The following is a 16,313-nucleotide window of genomic DNA, read 5'->3' as shown; positions in this document are numbered from 1 at the left end:
AAATTAAATAATTATTTACTCAAAAAAGTGTTGTAAAAACACTTTTTTATTTATAATAAGTATTAAGGGGAATAAAATGATGAAAAAATTATTAAGTGGACTGCTTTCTGCAGTATTACTGACTTCATCTTCATTGGGAGCAATTTCTTGCTCTTCAAAAGCCGCTAAGGCGAACTTGATGGGGACAGACTTATCAAAAATTGAAGATTATTCATGGAGTAAGGAAGAACCTTACTTTGAAGGATATGATTCTTACAAGTATGATTTACCAAGTAGTAGTGTCGAAGATCTTGGTAAACTAGACATTAAAAACAAAAATAGTTACTTAGATTTAAGTAACTTCTCAACTGCTCACAAGATAAAAAGTGAAGTAGAAAAACAAGCAACAACAGGTGTTCCATTGAACTCTAAGTTTTTGCCTAACGGAAATTTCAAATCAGATTTAGGGTTAGTTTCTAGAAAAGATGTATTTACAAGCATAAATAGTATCAAAGATTGGTCTCCAACGAATGATAATGATGCAAAATACAATAAGTCTAGAATAAAATTACAAAAGACTACAAAAGTTGCTGATAAATGAGTAAATACTCAAGATGAAAAGATCAAAGAAATGAATATGGCAACTATAATTGAATCCACTTCAAATGAAAACACAATTATTGGTAAAAAAAGAACTTATGAAAGAGGATTTAATAACTATCAATATAATGATATTTTAGTATCTTGAGCAGGGGCTGCATCTGAAGGAATTATTATCCCTCCAGCAGCTAATCAAGTGGAAAAAGCACATTTAAACGGAACTAAAATATTAGGTAACATATTTTTAGATGGTTATCACGGCCTTACAAAATCGATGCTAAAAGACTTTTTAGAAAAAGATAGCAACGGTAATTATATAATTGTGGATAAACTAATTGAAATGGCAGCTAGCTATGGATTTGATGGTTGGTTTTGAAACAATGAACCAAACGGGGCAACTAATAATTTGGTCTTAGATTACAGAATAGTTATTGAGATACTTGAACAATATAGAGAAAAAGTTAAAAAGAGCACAGATGAGAACGTTAAAAACTTATTAATGTTTACATATAAAAACAACGGTACATTAGAAATGAATGAAAAAAAGGCATGTTTTGATATCGAAGCATGTGAATTACGTGAAAATAGTGATTACTTTTTAACTGACTTTTATGTATACCCAAGAAACTCTAAAAAGTACCTAGAGGATAAAGGGCTTGCTTCTTCGGATGAACGTTTCAATATATTCAATATGTATAATCCAGGTGGTTGAGTAGGCGGTGACATCTTTTATAATCAAAAAAGAATCGGTACTAGAGATGTTAGAGAATTAGCTTATATGCAAAAAAACAATGAGGATTCACAGAATCCAGAATGAGATACTGAAAAGGCATGAAATTCAATCTCTATGTTCGCTTCTCACGTTCCGTACGACCTAGCCAGCAGAGAAATGGATTCTCACAAAAATATAAGCAAGATTGATAATGATACTTACGGTCTTGTTGCAGCAAATTCATATGATGATATGCTTTACACAGGAAAAAATAAAAAGTTATCAGAAAATGACAAAGGTTCAGTTTCCTGAAATCCAAATGACGATGAGAGTTTAAAAGATAAAAGTTATGGTGTAGGGAATATAGTTCAAGAGAAGACAGTTCTAAATGACGAAAATCCTTACTTCTTTACTAACTTTTCAACAGGACAAGGACGCAAGTTTGTTTCACAACATAATGGTTCTAGAAAAACAATTGAAAATTATCCTTGAAGTAACACAAATTTAGCGGATGTACAACCAACATATAAATGGATGATTACTAAAAACTCACAATCAGGCTATAGTCCTTCAAAAGAAGATAATGTTGGAAATATTAGTGGGTATTATGATTACTATAACCCTTATATGAAAGGGAATTCGATCACTCTTGGTTCTGGTTACGACAGTAAAGGGGAAATATCTAACGCTACTTTTGAAGAAGGTCAATCATATACTTGAAATATTATGGGTGCAAATTATACAACTGGTGAAAAAGAAATCTCACTTGTTTATAAAGCAGATAAAGATTCAGCAGAGAGTTTTGATATAGCAGTTACATCAACTAGCGGTAATGAATTAGTTAAAGAAAATAAATCTGATAAAGATTTAGGAGACGGTTGACGTCAAATTACTAGAAAAGTAAATGGTAAAATAAGCAAAATCGGGCTTTCTTTTACAGCAAAGAAAAAAGATTTCAAAGTAAGTGTAGGAGAATTGTCTGTACAACAAAGTGAAATAAAAAAAGAAAGTCCAGCAAATACTAAATTAAGCTCTGAATATATTGTTGAGAGAAATAATGATTTGTACAATATAAGACTAAACTTTGAAAATTTATTTAATCCTGATGACTTGTATTCATTTTACGAAGTGTACATAAAAAATGAAAAGAATGAATTGATTAGAGTCGGAGAAAGTAATAAAGATAATTATTACATAAAAAACATCTCAAACAGCACTAAAGAATTATTTATAAAAGTTACTAATAATGCTGTGTTAAAAGATAAAGAAACTTGAAAAAAAATTAGTTTATAGTAAAGGAACTATCATGATTGAAATCAAAAATGTATCAAAAAAGTTCGGTAAAACTAGCGTACTAAACGACATAAGTATAACAATCAATAAAGGAGAAGTAGTTGGACTTCTTGGTTCAAACGGTTCTGGTAAGACTACTCTAATGGAGATCGTAGTAGGTCAACTAAAACCCACATCTGGAACTGTTGAAATAGACGGCAAAAAAGATGGTTACAAGAAGGTTGGTATACAGTTTCAAGAAGGTATTTGACCCAAAGGTTTAAACTGTAAAACACTTATAAAATATTTTAAATCGGACTGAATTGCGTTCAAGAGAGAAGAAGTTCAAAAGATTATTAAAATTTTTGAAATAGAAGATTTCATAAATAAGGACTTGAATGAACTATCAGGTGGACAAAAACAAAGATTAAATACTTTGTTAGCAGTCTTAAATAATCCAGATTATATATGCTTGGATGAAATGATCACAGGATTAGACTTAAAAATGCAACTTAAATTAGTTGCATATTTTAAAGAGCTGAAAAAACAACAAAAAACGATGCTTATAATTTCGCATATACCAGAAGAAGTTGAAGAATTATGCGATAAACTAATCATTTTAGATAAGGGTTCTGTTTATTATTCGGCAACCATCGACGATGTTAAGAAGAATTACAAAAGCGTAAGGAACTTATTAATAACTTATTATAATGGGGGACTAAAATAATGGTTGAAAAAAAAGATTTTAAAGCTGACTTTTTAAGAGTTAACAAAAAGTTCTTGAATAACTTTTTGATATTATCTACATCAGTATTAAAAAACTTTAGAACCTATGTTTATGTATTTTTTGTACCCATGATATTTGTTGTTTGTTACACCCTTTATGCACACAGAACTTCTGACGAACCGATCAAACCTCATAATTTATTCTTGTTTATGATGATACCTACATACTCTATTGTATTTTTAGTAAACATAACAATATCTGAGTGAAAAAACTCAGTGTTTTTAAAAAGAATACACAGTGCTGGAGTATCTAGATTCGAATTTTTACTAACTATATGAACCTTTACATTTTTATTAGGTTTACTGTCATTTTTAGCAGGAGTTATTATTATAAGTATTTTAGGGGCAACTCTTGTTGGTTCGAAAGACGGAAATGCAAGTATTGCTCTAACTTTTCAACTACTTGGATATGATGGGTGGTCGATGATATTATTTTCTGTATCGATGAATTTAATTATATGTATTGCTTTAGGAACTATCATTAGTGGTTTAATTAAGTCTGTTGCCATTTCCCAAAGTGTAACAATTGTTTTAACATTATTTTGCATTGTATTTTCCGATAATTTTTTACCACCTTCACTATTAGCACTCAATAAATGGATTGTGTACTTTAGTTATTTAATACCTGAAAAACACCCGGTGTGATTTGGTATGATTGGAACATCAACTTTGTTCTCTTCTGAACCAGCAAAAGAAGTGTTGACAAATATTGAGAGGGTTAGAGCTCAAGGGGCGGTGAGCTTCGATTTTAACTTATGAATATGTTGCGTAACTTCAATAATTTATCCGAGTCTTCTACTCGTTGGGGGATACTTTTCATTTAGATGAAATAGTAAATAGAAATACTGATTGGAAAAAATCAGTATTTTTTTTTCCAAAAAGTGAGCAAAAAATTTGCGTTTTTAGCATTTATGGTTAGAAAATTTATCAAATTTTTTCTGTTTTTTAAATTGAGGAATATTAAATAATGTAGTATTATCAATCTACAACTAAATATTAGAAGTGCTTGGGTTTTGAATCTTATTCCTATTACCAATAGGAAAATTAACAATTATTTTTATAATGATAGTATATTGTTTTTTAAAAACAATATTTAAACATAACTCAAACTTTAACTTCTATAAACCTTACATTTAAGGAAATTTTATAAAATCGTCTTTAGTTGTTCAAATTAGTAAGCGAATTTAGCATTTAATAACGATAAGTATAATAGTATTCGTTTACAGGAAAGGAATATATGGCAAAAAGTAATAATAAAAATAACTACTATGAAAGATCACTTTCTCCATTAGAATATGCAATGAATGGTTTCAAGGGTAAAATGAGATCTGTTAATTGAAATACAATAAACGATGAAAAAGACCTTGAAGTTTGAACTAGAATCACACAAAACTTTTGATTACCCGAAAAAATACCAGTTTCTAACGACTTAGTATCTTGAAAAACACTTAACCCAGAATGACAACAACTAATAACAAGAACCTTTACTGGATTAACACTTTTAGATACTATTCAAGCAACTGTTGGTGACACAGCACAATTACCTCACTCATTAACAGATCATGAACAAGTTATATATACCAACTTCGCATTTATGGTGGCAGTTCATGCAAGATCATATGGAACTATCTTTTCTACTCTTTGTTCTAGTGAGCAAATTGAAGAAGCACATGAATGAGTAATTGAAAATGAAGCATTACAAGAAAGAGCTAAAATCTTAATTCCATATTATATGGGTGACGATCCTTTAAAATCAAAAGTTGCAGCCGCAATGATGCCTGGTTTCTTATTGTACGGGGGATTTTATTTACCATTTTATCTTTCTTCAAGAGGTAAATTACCAAATACATCAGACATAATTAGGTTGATATTAAGAGATAAAGTTATTCATAACTACTACAGTGGTTACAAATTTCAAAAAAAAGTTGCAAAACTAGATGTTGATAAACAATTAGAAATCAAAGAGTTTGTTTTTGATTTATTGAAAAAAGTTATAGAACTAGAGAAAAAATACTTACAAGAATTATATGAAGGATTTGGTTTGGCAGAAGATGCTATACGATTTAGTTTATATAATGCTGGTAAATTCTTACAGAATTTAGGTTATGATTCTATATTCACAGAAGAAGAGACAAGAATACAACCAGAAATTTTTGCTCAATTATCAGCCAGAGCAGATGAAAACCACGACTTTTTCTCAGGTAACGGTTCTTCATATATCATGGGTATTACTGAGGAAACAGAAGACGAAGATTGAGAATTTTAGGTAAGGGGTAATAAAGGTGCATGATGATGTTATAAGAGTCTCTGACAAAGAAGTTGTTAGACCAAAAGGAGAAATACATTTAGTATATTTTTCATCAATATCAAATAACACCCACAGGTTCATAAACAAATTCGATTATAAAAATACCCGAATACCGTGTGAATTAACTGAAGAAATCTTAGTGAATGAAGATTATGTTTTAGTTGTTCCGACATATGGCGGTGGCGGTGATGATACCAAAGGCGCTGTACCCAAACAAGTAATCAAGTTTTTAAATAACCCAAATAATAGAAAATACTGTAGAGGGGTTATTGCTTCAGGGAATACAAACTTTGGAGATACATTTGCTATAGCTGGACCTATATTATCAAAAAAACTTAAAGTACCACTACTGTATCAGTTTGAACTTCTTGGTACGGAATATGACGTAGAAACAATTGGCAAAATCCTAAGAGATTTTTGAATGGAAGGATAGAAATATAATGAATACTAAAGAAATCAACACGTTATCTGGAACTTCAGAATCAGATGACTATATAGCTTTAAATGCTAAGTCAAAATTATTTGACAAAGGTAATGATAATTTTAAATTGGATCTTGAAGCAGCTAGGTCTTATATGAAAAATCATATAACTCCAAATATGATGAAATTTAACAATACAAAAGAAAGATTCGAATATCTAATAGAAAATAAATATTATGATGAAGAAATTACCAATAAGTACACAATTGAAGAAATAGATAGCTTGTTAAAGGAAGCTTATAGTTATAAACACGAGTTCCCTAGTTTTATGGGAATTATGAAATTTTTTAATGCTTATGGTCTAAAAAGTTTCGATGGAAAAACTTATTTAGAAAACTATGAAGATAGAGTAGTTATGAATAGTTTATTCTTTGGGGCAGGTAGTTTTGAAAAAGCAAAATCTATTTTAAAACAGATGATGCTAGGTCGTTTCCAACCTGCAACTCCTACATTTTTAAATGCGGGTAAAAAACAAAGAGGAGAATATATTTCTTGTTACTTATTAAGAACAGAAGATAATATGGAGTCTATTTGTAGAACTATAACAAGCTCACTTCAACTTTCTAAGCGTGGTGGTGGTGTTGCTCTATGTTTAACAAATATTCGTGAGTTCGGGGCCCCTATAAAAAATATTAAAAACCAAGCAACTGGTGTAATCCCTATTATGAAGATATTGGAAGACTCTTTTTCTTATGCAAACCAATTAGGTCAAAGACAGGGAGCGGGAGCTGTTTATTTAAATGTTCACCATCCAGATATAATGTCGTTTTTAGATACAAAACGTGAAAATGCGGACGAAAAAATTCGTATTAAATCATTATCATTGGGTGTTGTTGTTCCAGATATTACATTTGAGTTAGCAAGAGAAAATAAAGAAATGGCTTTATTTAGTCCATATGATGTTGAAAGGGTTTATAAAAAACCAATGAGTGATATTTCTATAACTGAAGAGTATCACAATATGGTGGAAAACCCAGAAATAACAAAAACATACATCAATGCAAGAAAATTATTTCAAACAATCGCAGAATTGCATTTTGAAAGTGGTTACCCTTACTTATTGTTTGATGACACAGTAAATAACCGTAATGCACACCCTGGTAGAATTGTTATGAGTAACTTATGTAGTGAAATTGTTCAAGTAAGTACTAAAAGTGAATATAATACAGACTTGAGTTTTAAAGAAATTGGTGAGGACATTTGTTGTAATTTAGGAAGTTTAAACATTGATAAGGTTATGGAGAGTGGAGAAGAATTCTCAGAAGTAATTTTCCAATCAATATATGCTTTAGATCAAGTATCACGTAATAGTGATCTTTCTAGCTCACCATCTATCGAAAACGGTAATAAAAATAATCATGCTGTTGGTTTAGGGGCTATGAACTTACATGGTTTTCTAGCTGTAAATCATATTTACTATAATTCACCAGAAGCTGTTGATTTTACAAATATGTTTTTCTATACAGTGGCATTTCATGCATTTAAGGCTTCTAACAAATTAGCAGAAACTTTTGGCACTTTTGCAGGTTTCAAAAAATCTAAGTTTGCAGACGGTTCTTATTTTGAGAAGTACACAAATTGTGAAGAAACAAAATGAAAACCAGGAACCGATAAAGTTAAAGAACTATTTAACAAGTACAATATAACAATTCCAACTAAACAAGATTGAATCGATTTAGTTGAAAAAATAAAAAAATCAGGAATGGCAAATTCACATTTAATGGCTGTTGCTCCAACTGGATCAATAAGTTATTTATCTTCATGTACTCCAAGTTTGCAACCAGTTGTTGCACCAATTGAAGTGAGAAAAGAAGGAAAACTAGGACGTTTGTATGTACCAGCATACAAAATAAACTTCGAAAATATGCAATACTATGCATTAGGGGCTTACGAATTAGGACCAGACCCAATAATTGACATTGTTGCTGCAGCTCAACAACATATTGATCAAGCTATTTCTCTAACTTTATTTATGACAGACACTGCAACAACTCGTGATTTGAATAAAGCCTATATTAAAGCTTTCAAACAAGGTTGTGCTTCAATATATTATGTACGTGTTCGTCAAGAAGTTCTTGAAGACAGTGAGAACTACGAATGTGATTCTTGTGTAATTTAAAGATATATTAAAACTACTCTTCTCTTGAAGAGAGTTTTTTTTGTTTAAAACTCATCAAGTATATAACTTTTTATATACTTGATTTAACATATCTTGAACTACTGTTTCAAAATATCGAGAGTTGAATTTAGCATTTTCATAGGTTCATTTCATTATGTGCATAATTAATATCAATTTGACATAACAGCGAAATATATTTTACTTTATTGATATTTTACTTGACTCCAAAAATGTTGTATGGCATAATCAAAAAGCATGTATATTTTGTGTTCATATAGACAACACACACATACCCGTTGTCAAGGTTAAGGAGGATAAAATGGCTCAACAAAAAATTAAAATTAAATTGAAGGGTTACGACCACGCGATTGTTGATCAATCTATTGCCAAAATTATTGAAGCAGCAGAATCAACAGGAGCAAAGGTACGTGGACCAATTCCATTACCAACAGAAAAACAAATCATAACCATACTGAGAGCTACTCATAAATATAAAGATAGTAGAGAACAGTTTGAAATGAGAACACATAAAAGAATACTTGAAATCGTTGAACCAACACCTAAAACTATGGACTCATTAACTAGAGTTCAATTACCTTCAGGTGTTAATATCGAAATCAAATTATAAAAATTAACAAGATATACATGATTATCATAAAAACTCAGGAGGAAATATCACATGAAAGGAATCTTAGGACGTAAGTTAGAAATGACTCAGGTTTTTAGTGAACACGGTAAATTAATACCTGTAACTGTAATCTCAGTTGAAACAAACAAGGTTTTACAAGTTAAAACAGTGGAAAAAGATGGTTACAACGCGATTAAACTTGGAACAATCAATAAAAGAGCTAACTTAATCAATAAACCAGATATGGGTAACTTTAAAAAAGCTAACTCAGAACCTAAGCGCTTCGTTAAAGAAATCAGAGATATGAACGGATACGAAATTGGAGCTGAAATAAATATAGCTGACGTATTCAATGCTGGTGAATTTGTCGACGTAACAGGGATATCAAAAGGAAAAGGTTTTGCAGGAGCAATTAAGCGTCATAACTATGCAAGAGGACCAATGGGTCACGGGTCAGGTTATCACCGCGGGATTGGTTCAATGGGAGCCATTATCAACAGAATTTTCAAATCAAAAAAAATGGCAGGTCATATGGGTCATGAACAAGTGACAATACAAAACCTTGAAGTTATAAAAGTTGATGTTGAAAGAAATTTAGTTTTAGTTAGAGGATCAGTTCCAGGTCCAAAAAAAGGTTTTTTAGTAATTAAACAAAATGCTAAAGGAATTAAAACAAAAGAAGCTGCTTCACTATTAGTAAGAAAAGAATCAAATGCATCTGCAACCTCACCAACTAATGAGGATTCAGCAGTAGCAGCTGAATAATTGGAGGAAATTAACATGAAAGCAAAAGTTTTAGATGTTAACGGTGGATCTGTTAAAGAAATAGACTTGAACGACAAAGTTTGAGGATTAGAACCACACCAACAAGCAATATACGATACAGTGATTTCACAACAAGCAGCAATGAGACAAGGAACAAGAAAAACAAAAACTAGAGCCGAAGTAAGAGGTGGTGGAAGAAAACCTTGAAGACAAAAAGGTACAGGACGTGCCCGTCAAGGTTCTATTAGAGCACCTCAATGAAGAGGTGGTGGAGTAGCATTTGGTCCAACACCAAACATCAACTATAAAAAAGCAGTAAATAAAAAAGTTAGAAAATTAGCAATAAGAAGTGCTTTAAGTATTAAAGCAAAAGAATCAAACTTAGTTATTTTAGACAAATTCATTTTTTCAAAACCTTCAACAAAAGATATGTTGAAAGTTATGGAAAATGTTAAGATTGATAATCAAAAGGTATTAATAGTAACAAAAGAACATGAAGAATTAGTTGTAAAATCTTCTGGAAATATTCCAAATGTAAAAACACTAAATTTTCAAAAAATGAACATCTTCGACTTATTAAATGCTAATAAATTAGTGGTTACTGAAGAAGCTGTTAATCGTATTGAGGAGGTGTATGCATAATGCATTTAACAGAAGTTATTAAAAAACCGCTGTTGACTGAAAAGACTTATTTAGGTCAACAAGATGGTGCATACACATTTGTTGTGGATAAAAGAGCAAATAAAACTCAAATTAAAAAAACATTCGAAGAAATATTTCAAGTTAAAGTGAAGGCTGTAAGAACCATGAACTATGACGGAAAAGATAAAAGAATGGGGAAATTTGTTGGTAAAACAGTTTCTTACAAAAAAGCCATCATAGTTTTAAAAGATGGAGAGAAGTTAGATATTCTATCAGACTTGTAGTAATACAACTTTGAAATAGGATAAGGCGATACAAGGAGGATAATTATGCCAATCAAGAAATACAAGCCTACGACTAACGGTCGTAGAAATATGACCAGCTTAGATTATAGTATCCTTACAACTTCAAAGCCTGAGCAATCATTATTAGGAAAAATTAATGAAAAGGCTGGAAGAAATAATCACGGTCAAATAACCACTCGCCACAAAGGTGGGGGTCACAAAAGAAAGTATCGTATAATTGATTTTAAACGTAATAAACTAGATATAACTGGTAAGATTGCTTCAATCGAATACGACCCAAATAGAAATGCATTTATTTGTTTGATCAACTATGTTGATGGAGAAAAAAGATACATTCTGTTTGCAAAAGGAATGAAAGTAGGTCAAGAAATTATTTCATCTGCTAATGCCGATATAAAAATTGGTAACGCAGCACCTCTTAAAAACATTCCAGAAGGAACACTTGTTCATAATGTTGAATTAAGACCTGGTAAAGGTGGACAAATAGCACGTAGTGCAGGTAGTTCAGTACAAATACTTGGAAAAGACGACGATGAAAAGTATGTTACTTTAAGATTAGGTTCTGGAGAAGTAAGAAAAGTTTTAGCCGAATGTTATGCAACAATCGGTGAAGTTGGTAATGAAGAATACAGCTTAGTTAATTGAGGAAAAGCAGGAAGAAACCGTTGAAGAGGAATCAGACCTACAGTTCGTGGGTCTGTAATGAACCCAATTGATCACCCACATGGTGGTGGTGAAGGTCGTGCACCTATTGGACGTAAAGCTCCATTAACTCCATGAGGTAAAAAAGCTCTTGGAGTTAAAACACGAGATAAGAAAAAAGCTTCTTCAAAACTAATTGTTAGAAGAAGAAATGCAAAATAGGAGGAACTATAGATTATGTCTAGATCATTAAAAAAAGGTCCATTCGCTGATGACTACTTACTTAAAAAAGTAGAAGCAATGGATGGTAAAAAAGAGTTAATTAAAACTTGGTCTCGTAGATCAACAATATTCCCAAGTTTTGTAGGGCACACATTTGGGGTATACAACGGTAAAGAATTTATTTCTGTTTATGTTACAGAAGATATGGTCGGTCACAAACTAGGAGAATTCTCACCAACGCGTAAGTTTGGTGGACACGGTGATGACAAGAAAAAGAAAAAATAATCATTAAAGGAGTTTTTGAATAAATATGGAAGCAAAAGCAAAGTTAACAATGATTAGAACAGCACCGAGAAAAGTTAGACTAGTTATCGACTCAATTAGAAGTAAAAAAATAGCAGAAGCAATAGCAATTCTTCAAAACCAAGATAAAAGATCTTCAGGACCAGTATTAAAATTATTAAATTCAGCTGTAGCAAATGCCGTTAATAATAATGGTATGGAAGCTGATCAATTATTTGTAAAAACAGCCTTCGTTAATGAAGGACCAACATTAAAACGTTTTAGACCAAGAGCTCATGGTAGAGCATATGAAATCTTGAAAAGAACAAGTCACATTACAATTATTGTGAGTGACGAAAGATAGGAAAGGAAATAGAGTATGGGACAAAAAGTATCTCCTAACGTACTACGTATAGGTATTATTAGAAGCTGAGACAATAGATGATATGCTGAAAAAGGTGAATATGTTAAATGATTACACCAGGATATCAAAATTAGAAAAGCAGTTGCAAAGTTACTTAAAAACGCAGCTGTTTCGAAAATTGAAATCGAAAGAACAAAAAAAGAAATCATCTTAATTATTCGTTCTGCTCGTCCGGCTATCGTTCTTGGTCAAGAAGGAAAAAACGTTGAGAATATTGTATTAACAGTTAAAAAAACAATTAAGGAAAGAAACGCAGCTATCAAAGTAAATGTTGTGGAAATTAAAAATCCAGATGTAGACTCTAGATTAGTTGCTCAGTTCATTGGTGAACAAATCACAAATCGTGCATCATTTAGAACTGTACAAAAGTTAGCAATCAGAAAAGCTTTAAAAGCAGGAGCAAAGGGTATCAAAACTTCAGTATCAGGAAGACTTGGTGGAGTTGAAATGGCTCGTACAGAAGGTTACCTTGAGGGATCTGTTCCTCTATCTACATTAAGAAGTGATATTGATTATGCCTTATATGAAGCAAGAACTACATACGGACAAATCGGAGTTAAAGTTTGAATTAACCATGGAGAAATTATTGGAAAACAAAACCAAAACCAAAGCAAAGTTATTGCAGACAAGAAATTAGATAAGTCACCAAGGGAGGCTAAATAATTATGTTAATGCCAAAAAGAGTTAAATACCGTCGTCCTCACAGAGTGAGTTATGAAGGTAAAGCAAAAGGTGGAAAGTTTATTGAGTTTGGAGAGTACGGTCTAATGTCATTAGATGGAGCTTGAATTACTTCAAGACAAATTGAATCTGCTCGTATTGCTATGACTCGTTATATGAAACGTTTTGGAAAAGTTTGAATTAGAATATTCCCTCATATGGCGAAAACTAAAAAACCATTAGAGGTACGTATGGGTTCAGGTAAAGGATCTCCTGAAGAATGAGTAGCAGTTGTTAAAAACGGTCAGTTTATGTTCGAAGTAGCTGGAGTATCAGAAGAAGTGGCTCGTGAAGCATTGCGTCTAGCAATGCACAAACTGCCTGTACGTTGCAAAATTGTTAAGAGAGGTGATGAATAATGTCTAAAACAGTTGACATTGTGTTAGAACTAAGAACTAAAATAGTAGATGAATTAATAGCTTTACGTGAAGATAACCGTGCCGAGTTATTTGCATTAAGATATCAAGCAGCTATTGGTAGTTTAGAACAAACACATAAAATCAAGGATCTAAGAAAAAATATTGCGCGTATTAATACAATACTTCAAGAAAGAAAAGCTGCCGGTGAAGACACTAACAAGGTTGTAAAAATTGATTACAACAAAGCCGTTGAAGCAGCTGAAAAAGCAGGAAAAGAAGTACGTAAAAAACAAAAAGAAATGATTGAAAAACTACAAGCAGAACAAAGTGGTGTTCAATCAAATGAGGTTTCTGACGAGGCAATCGCAACCGCTATGGAAGCAGCTTTAAATGTAGATGAGATAGTTGAGGTTTCTGACGAAAAGTCTAACGAGGAATCTAAACCTAAAAAAACAGCAACAACTAAAGCAAAAGCTACTGAAAAAACAAAAACAACTACTGCTAAGTCGGTTGAAGAAACTAAACCTAAAAAAACAACTACTGCTAAACCTAAGGTTGAAGAGGTTAAACCAGTTGCAAAAGGGAAAACTACTGCGCAAGTAAAAAAACCTGCTAAACCTAAGGTTGAAGTTGAAGCACCAGTACTAGAAACTGGAGAAGCTAAAGCAACAGGTAAGGGTAAAGCTGCCCTATCTGATGTTAAAGTTAAGTCAATCAAAGTAGGATCTATCAAAGGTGAAGGAATCGAAGGAATTGACTTAAAGTTATCAAAAAAACCTAAAGAAGCAAAAACTTATGTTTTTGGTTCAAATGCTCAAGAAGCAAAAAAACAAATTGACGAAGCAAACAAAAAAGCTGCTGCAAAGAAAACTATTAAAAAAGCCGATGGAGGAGCCAAATAATTATGGAAAGAAATTTGAGAAAAGTTTATACTGGTAGAGTTGTGTCTGATAAGATGGACAAAACAATTACTGTATTAGTTGAAACTTACAAGAACCACCCAATTTATAAAAAACGTGTTAAGTACTCTAAAAAATACAAAGCTCATGACGAAAGTGGTCAGGCAGCGATGGGTGACAGAGTAGAAATTATGGAAACACGTCCTTTAAGTAGAACTAAAAACTTTAGATTAATAAGAATTGTAGAAAAAGCAATTATTTAGTTGCACAAGAGAGGTATAAAATCATGATACAAACAGAGTCAAGATTAAAAATCGCAGACAATTCTGGTGCTAAAGAAATATTAGTTATACGAAACTTAGGTGGAAGTGTTAGAAAATTTACAAATATCGGTGACATAGTTGTGGCTACAGTAAAATCAGCAACTCCTGGAGGAGCTGTAAAAAAAGGTCAAGTTGTTAAAGCAGTAATAGTAAGAACAGTTAGGGGATTAAGAAGAGCAGATGGTACATACATCAAGTTCTCAGAAAATGCCGCTGTTATAGTAAAAGATGATAAAACCCCAAGGGGAACACGTATTTTTGGTCCAATCGCTCGTGAAGTAAAAGACAGAGGTTTTTCTAAAATCGCGTCTCTTGCTCCAGAAGTATTATAGGAGGAACTTTTATGAATAAATCTAAAATATTAAAAGGTGACGTTGTAAAAGTTATCGCAGGAAACCACAAAGGTAAAATAGGACCAGTTACTAAGTTATCAAAAAATAAAGAGAGAGTTTGAGTTGAAGGTGTTACTGGAACTAAACATTTTAAACCTTCGCAAACCGATCAAGAGGGTGGAATTAGAGAAATTCCAATCTCGGTTGCAATCTCTAATGTTGCCATCCAAGACCCAAAAAACAAAGATAGTGGAACAAGAGTTGGTTACAAAATTACTGATGGAAAAAAAATAAGGGTTGCTAAAAAATCAAAAGCAGAACTTAAATAGAGAAGGAAATAGTTTATATGGCGAATGAAAATCTAAGTAGATTAGAAAAATTATATAAAGAAAAAATAGTTCCTGAACTATTCAAAGAAAAACAATTCAAATCAGTAATGCAAGTTCCAAAAATATCAAAAATAGTAATTAACACAGGTATTGGAGATGCAGTGCAAGATTCAAAAAGAATCGACGATGCTGCAGCAGAGTTAGCTCTTATCACAGGGCAAAAACCACTAATCACCAAAGCTAAAAAATCACTAGCAGCCTTTAAATTACGTGAAGGTATGCCAATTGGTGCTAAGGTCACTTTAAGAGGTAGAAGAATGTATGAGTTTCTTGATAGATTAATCTCAGTTGCTCTACCACGAGTTCGTGACTTTAGAGGAGTTCCAAAAACAAGCTTCGATAAACACGGAAATTATACAATGGGTATAAAAGAACAAATTATATTCCCTGAAATCGATTACGATAAAGTAAAAAAAGTTCGTGGAATGGATATAACAATTGTTACAACAGCAACAAACAAGGACGATGCATTTTCTTTAATTCAAAAAATAGGAATGCCTTTCGTTAAGTAAAAGGGAGAATTGAAAAATGGCAAAAAAATCATTAAAAGTTAAACAAGCTAAAGTTCAAAAGTTCAAAGTTAGAGAATATACACGTTGTGGAAACTGTGGAAGACCACATTCAGTGTTAAGAAAGTTCAATTTATGCCGTGTGTGCTTTAGAGATTTTGCATACAAAGGACAAATCCCAGGTATTAAAAAAGCATCATGATAGTGAAAGGAAATTGATAATATGACAACAGATGTAATAGCAGATATGCTTACTAGAATAAGAAACGCAAATCAACGTTTCCATAAAGAAGTTGTGATTCCCGGAAGTAAAATTAAAGTGGAAATCGCAAACATCTTAAAAAAAGAAGGATTCATAGAAGACTTCAAAGTTGAAAACGATTTCAAAAAAGATATCACAATTAGCTTAAAATACAAAGGGAAAATTAGAGTCATAAAAGGACTAAAAAGAATTTCAAAACCAGGATTACGTGTATACTCTACTGCTAACGAGATCCCAAACGTGCTTAACGGCTTAGGAATTGCAATCGTATCTACTTCACAAGGAATAATGACAGATAAAGAAGCTCGCCAGAAAAATACTGGTGGAGAAGTTCTTGCATTTGTCTGATAATA

Annotated in this window: 21 protein-coding genes and 1 pseudogene; all 22 read left to right on the top strand. The window is 32.0% G+C overall.

The annotated features are described in order from the left end of the window. Positions 1 to 79 precede the first annotated feature (79 nt). The 22 genes and pseudogenes from ACI2WZ_RS04790 (at position 80) to rpsH (ending at position 16,311) form a co-directional block, all read left to right on the top strand. Entirely contained in the window at positions 80 to 2,584 is a 2,505-nt protein-coding gene (locus ACI2WZ_RS04790) for an endo-beta-N-acetylglucosaminidase (protein ID WP_500244805.1), read from the top strand. 13 nt (positions 2,585 to 2,597) lie between these two features. Beyond that, positions 2,598 to 3,290, top strand: coding sequence for an ABC transporter ATP-binding protein (locus tag ACI2WZ_RS04785; RefSeq protein ID WP_500244804.1), 693 nt, complete (start codon positions 2,598 to 2,600; stop codon positions 3,288 to 3,290). Further along, complete coding sequence (locus ACI2WZ_RS04780) at positions 3,290 to 4,189, top strand: hypothetical protein (RefSeq protein WP_500244803.1); 900 nt, start codon at positions 3,290 to 3,292, stop codon at positions 4,187 to 4,189. The genes ACI2WZ_RS04785 and ACI2WZ_RS04780 overlap by 1 nt, the downstream gene beginning before the upstream one ends. Positions 4,190 to 4,586: 397 nt before the next feature. After that, a complete protein-coding gene (nrdF, locus tag ACI2WZ_RS04775; RefSeq protein WP_500244802.1) occupies positions 4,587 to 5,615 on the top strand; it encodes a class 1b ribonucleoside-diphosphate reductase subunit beta in 1,029 nt (342 codons plus the stop codon). A 16-nt stretch (positions 5,616 to 5,631) separates the two neighbouring features. Next, a complete protein-coding gene (gene nrdI / locus ACI2WZ_RS04770; protein ID WP_023790195.1) occupies positions 5,632 to 6,090 on the top strand; it encodes a class Ib ribonucleoside-diphosphate reductase assembly flavoprotein NrdI in 459 nt (152 codons plus the stop codon). 7 nt (positions 6,091 to 6,097) lie between these two features. Continuing rightward, positions 6,098 to 8,257 (top strand): class 1b ribonucleoside-diphosphate reductase subunit alpha, encoded by a 2,160-nt coding sequence (gene nrdE / locus ACI2WZ_RS04765; RefSeq protein ID WP_500244801.1) that lies wholly within the window; start codon positions 6,098 to 6,100, stop codon positions 8,255 to 8,257. 319 nt (positions 8,258 to 8,576) lie between these two features. Beyond that, the gene (rpsJ, locus tag ACI2WZ_RS04760) at positions 8,577 to 8,885 is read left to right on the top strand and encodes a 30S ribosomal protein S10 (RefSeq protein WP_023790191.1); all 309 of its coding nucleotides are present in this window, start codon (positions 8,577 to 8,579) and stop codon (positions 8,883 to 8,885) included. A 51-nt stretch (positions 8,886 to 8,936) separates the two neighbouring features. Further along, positions 8,937 to 9,650 (top strand): 50S ribosomal protein L3, encoded by a 714-nt coding sequence (rplC, locus tag ACI2WZ_RS04755; RefSeq protein ID WP_023790189.1) that lies wholly within the window; start codon positions 8,937 to 8,939, stop codon positions 9,648 to 9,650. A 15-nt stretch (positions 9,651 to 9,665) separates the two neighbouring features. Beyond that, entirely contained in the window at positions 9,666 to 10,292 is a 627-nt protein-coding gene (rplD, locus tag ACI2WZ_RS04750; RefSeq protein WP_023790187.1) for a 50S ribosomal protein L4, read from the top strand. Next, positions 10,292 to 10,576 carry a 50S ribosomal protein L23 gene (rplW, locus tag ACI2WZ_RS04745; RefSeq protein WP_023790185.1) on the top strand — a complete coding sequence of 95 codons (285 nt, stop codon included), beginning with the start codon at positions 10,292 to 10,294 and terminating at the stop codon, positions 10,574 to 10,576. The genes rplD and rplW overlap by 1 nt, the downstream gene beginning before the upstream one ends. Before the next feature lie 45 nt (positions 10,577 to 10,621). After that, positions 10,622 to 11,461 carry a 50S ribosomal protein L2 gene (rplB, locus tag ACI2WZ_RS04740; protein WP_023790183.1) on the top strand — a complete coding sequence of 280 codons (840 nt, stop codon included), beginning with the start codon at positions 10,622 to 10,624 and terminating at the stop codon, positions 11,459 to 11,461. Positions 11,462 to 11,476: 15 nt separating this feature from the next. Further along, positions 11,477 to 11,746, top strand: a complete 270-nt coding sequence (gene rpsS, locus ACI2WZ_RS04735) for a 30S ribosomal protein S19 (protein ID WP_023790181.1) — start codon at positions 11,477 to 11,479, stop codon at positions 11,744 to 11,746. Between the two features lie 25 nt (positions 11,747 to 11,771). Next, positions 11,772 to 12,107, top strand: a complete 336-nt coding sequence (gene rplV, locus ACI2WZ_RS04730) for a 50S ribosomal protein L22 (RefSeq protein ID WP_023790179.1) — start codon at positions 11,772 to 11,774, stop codon at positions 12,105 to 12,107. 15 nt (positions 12,108 to 12,122) lie between these two features. Further along, positions 12,123 to 12,830, top strand: a complete 708-nt coding sequence (gene rpsC / locus ACI2WZ_RS04725; protein WP_023790177.1) for a 30S ribosomal protein S3 — start codon at positions 12,123 to 12,125, stop codon at positions 12,828 to 12,830. A 2-nt stretch (positions 12,831 to 12,832) separates the two neighbouring features. After that, a complete protein-coding gene (rplP, locus tag ACI2WZ_RS04720) occupies positions 12,833 to 13,246 on the top strand; it encodes a 50S ribosomal protein L16 (RefSeq protein ID WP_023790175.1) in 414 nt (137 codons plus the stop codon). Beyond that, positions 13,246 to 13,632, top strand: a pseudogene (gene rpmC, locus ACI2WZ_RS04715) (50S ribosomal protein L29); the annotation flags it as partial. The gene rplP and the pseudogene rpmC, both read left to right, overlap by 1 nt. A 515-nt stretch (positions 13,633 to 14,147) precedes the next feature. After that, positions 14,148 to 14,408, top strand: a complete 261-nt coding sequence (gene rpsQ, locus ACI2WZ_RS04710; RefSeq protein ID WP_084203634.1) for a 30S ribosomal protein S17 — start codon at positions 14,148 to 14,150, stop codon at positions 14,406 to 14,408. Positions 14,409 to 14,431: 23 nt separating this feature from the next. Next, on the top strand, positions 14,432 to 14,800 hold the full coding sequence (gene rplN / locus ACI2WZ_RS04705) for a 50S ribosomal protein L14 (RefSeq protein ID WP_023790169.1): 369 nt from the start codon (positions 14,432 to 14,434) through the stop codon (positions 14,798 to 14,800). Positions 14,801 to 14,811: 11 nt separating this feature from the next. After that, complete coding sequence (rplX, locus tag ACI2WZ_RS04700) at positions 14,812 to 15,129, top strand: 50S ribosomal protein L24 (protein WP_023790167.1); 318 nt, start codon at positions 14,812 to 14,814, stop codon at positions 15,127 to 15,129. A 17-nt stretch (positions 15,130 to 15,146) separates the two neighbouring features. After that, on the top strand, positions 15,147 to 15,701 hold the full coding sequence (rplE, locus tag ACI2WZ_RS04695; RefSeq protein ID WP_023790165.1) for a 50S ribosomal protein L5: 555 nt from the start codon (positions 15,147 to 15,149) through the stop codon (positions 15,699 to 15,701). A 16-nt stretch (positions 15,702 to 15,717) separates the two neighbouring features. Beyond that, entirely contained in the window at positions 15,718 to 15,903 is a 186-nt protein-coding gene (locus tag ACI2WZ_RS04690) for a type Z 30S ribosomal protein S14 (protein ID WP_023790163.1), read from the top strand. Positions 15,904 to 15,921: 18 nt separating this feature from the next. After that, positions 15,922 to 16,311 carry a 30S ribosomal protein S8 gene (gene rpsH, locus ACI2WZ_RS04685; protein ID WP_023790161.1) on the top strand — a complete coding sequence of 130 codons (390 nt, stop codon included), beginning with the start codon at positions 15,922 to 15,924 and terminating at the stop codon, positions 16,309 to 16,311. The last annotated feature ends 2 nt before the right edge of the window (positions 16,312 to 16,313 follow it).

The sequence above is a fragment of the Spiroplasma endosymbiont of Megachile willughbiella genome (assembly GCF_964273395.1).
In the GTDB taxonomy this organism is placed as follows: Bacteria; Bacillota_I; Bacilli_A; order Mycoplasmatales; family Mycoplasmataceae; genus Spiroplasma_A; species Spiroplasma_A apis.
This window is presented reverse-complemented; position numbering and strand designations above follow the sequence as displayed.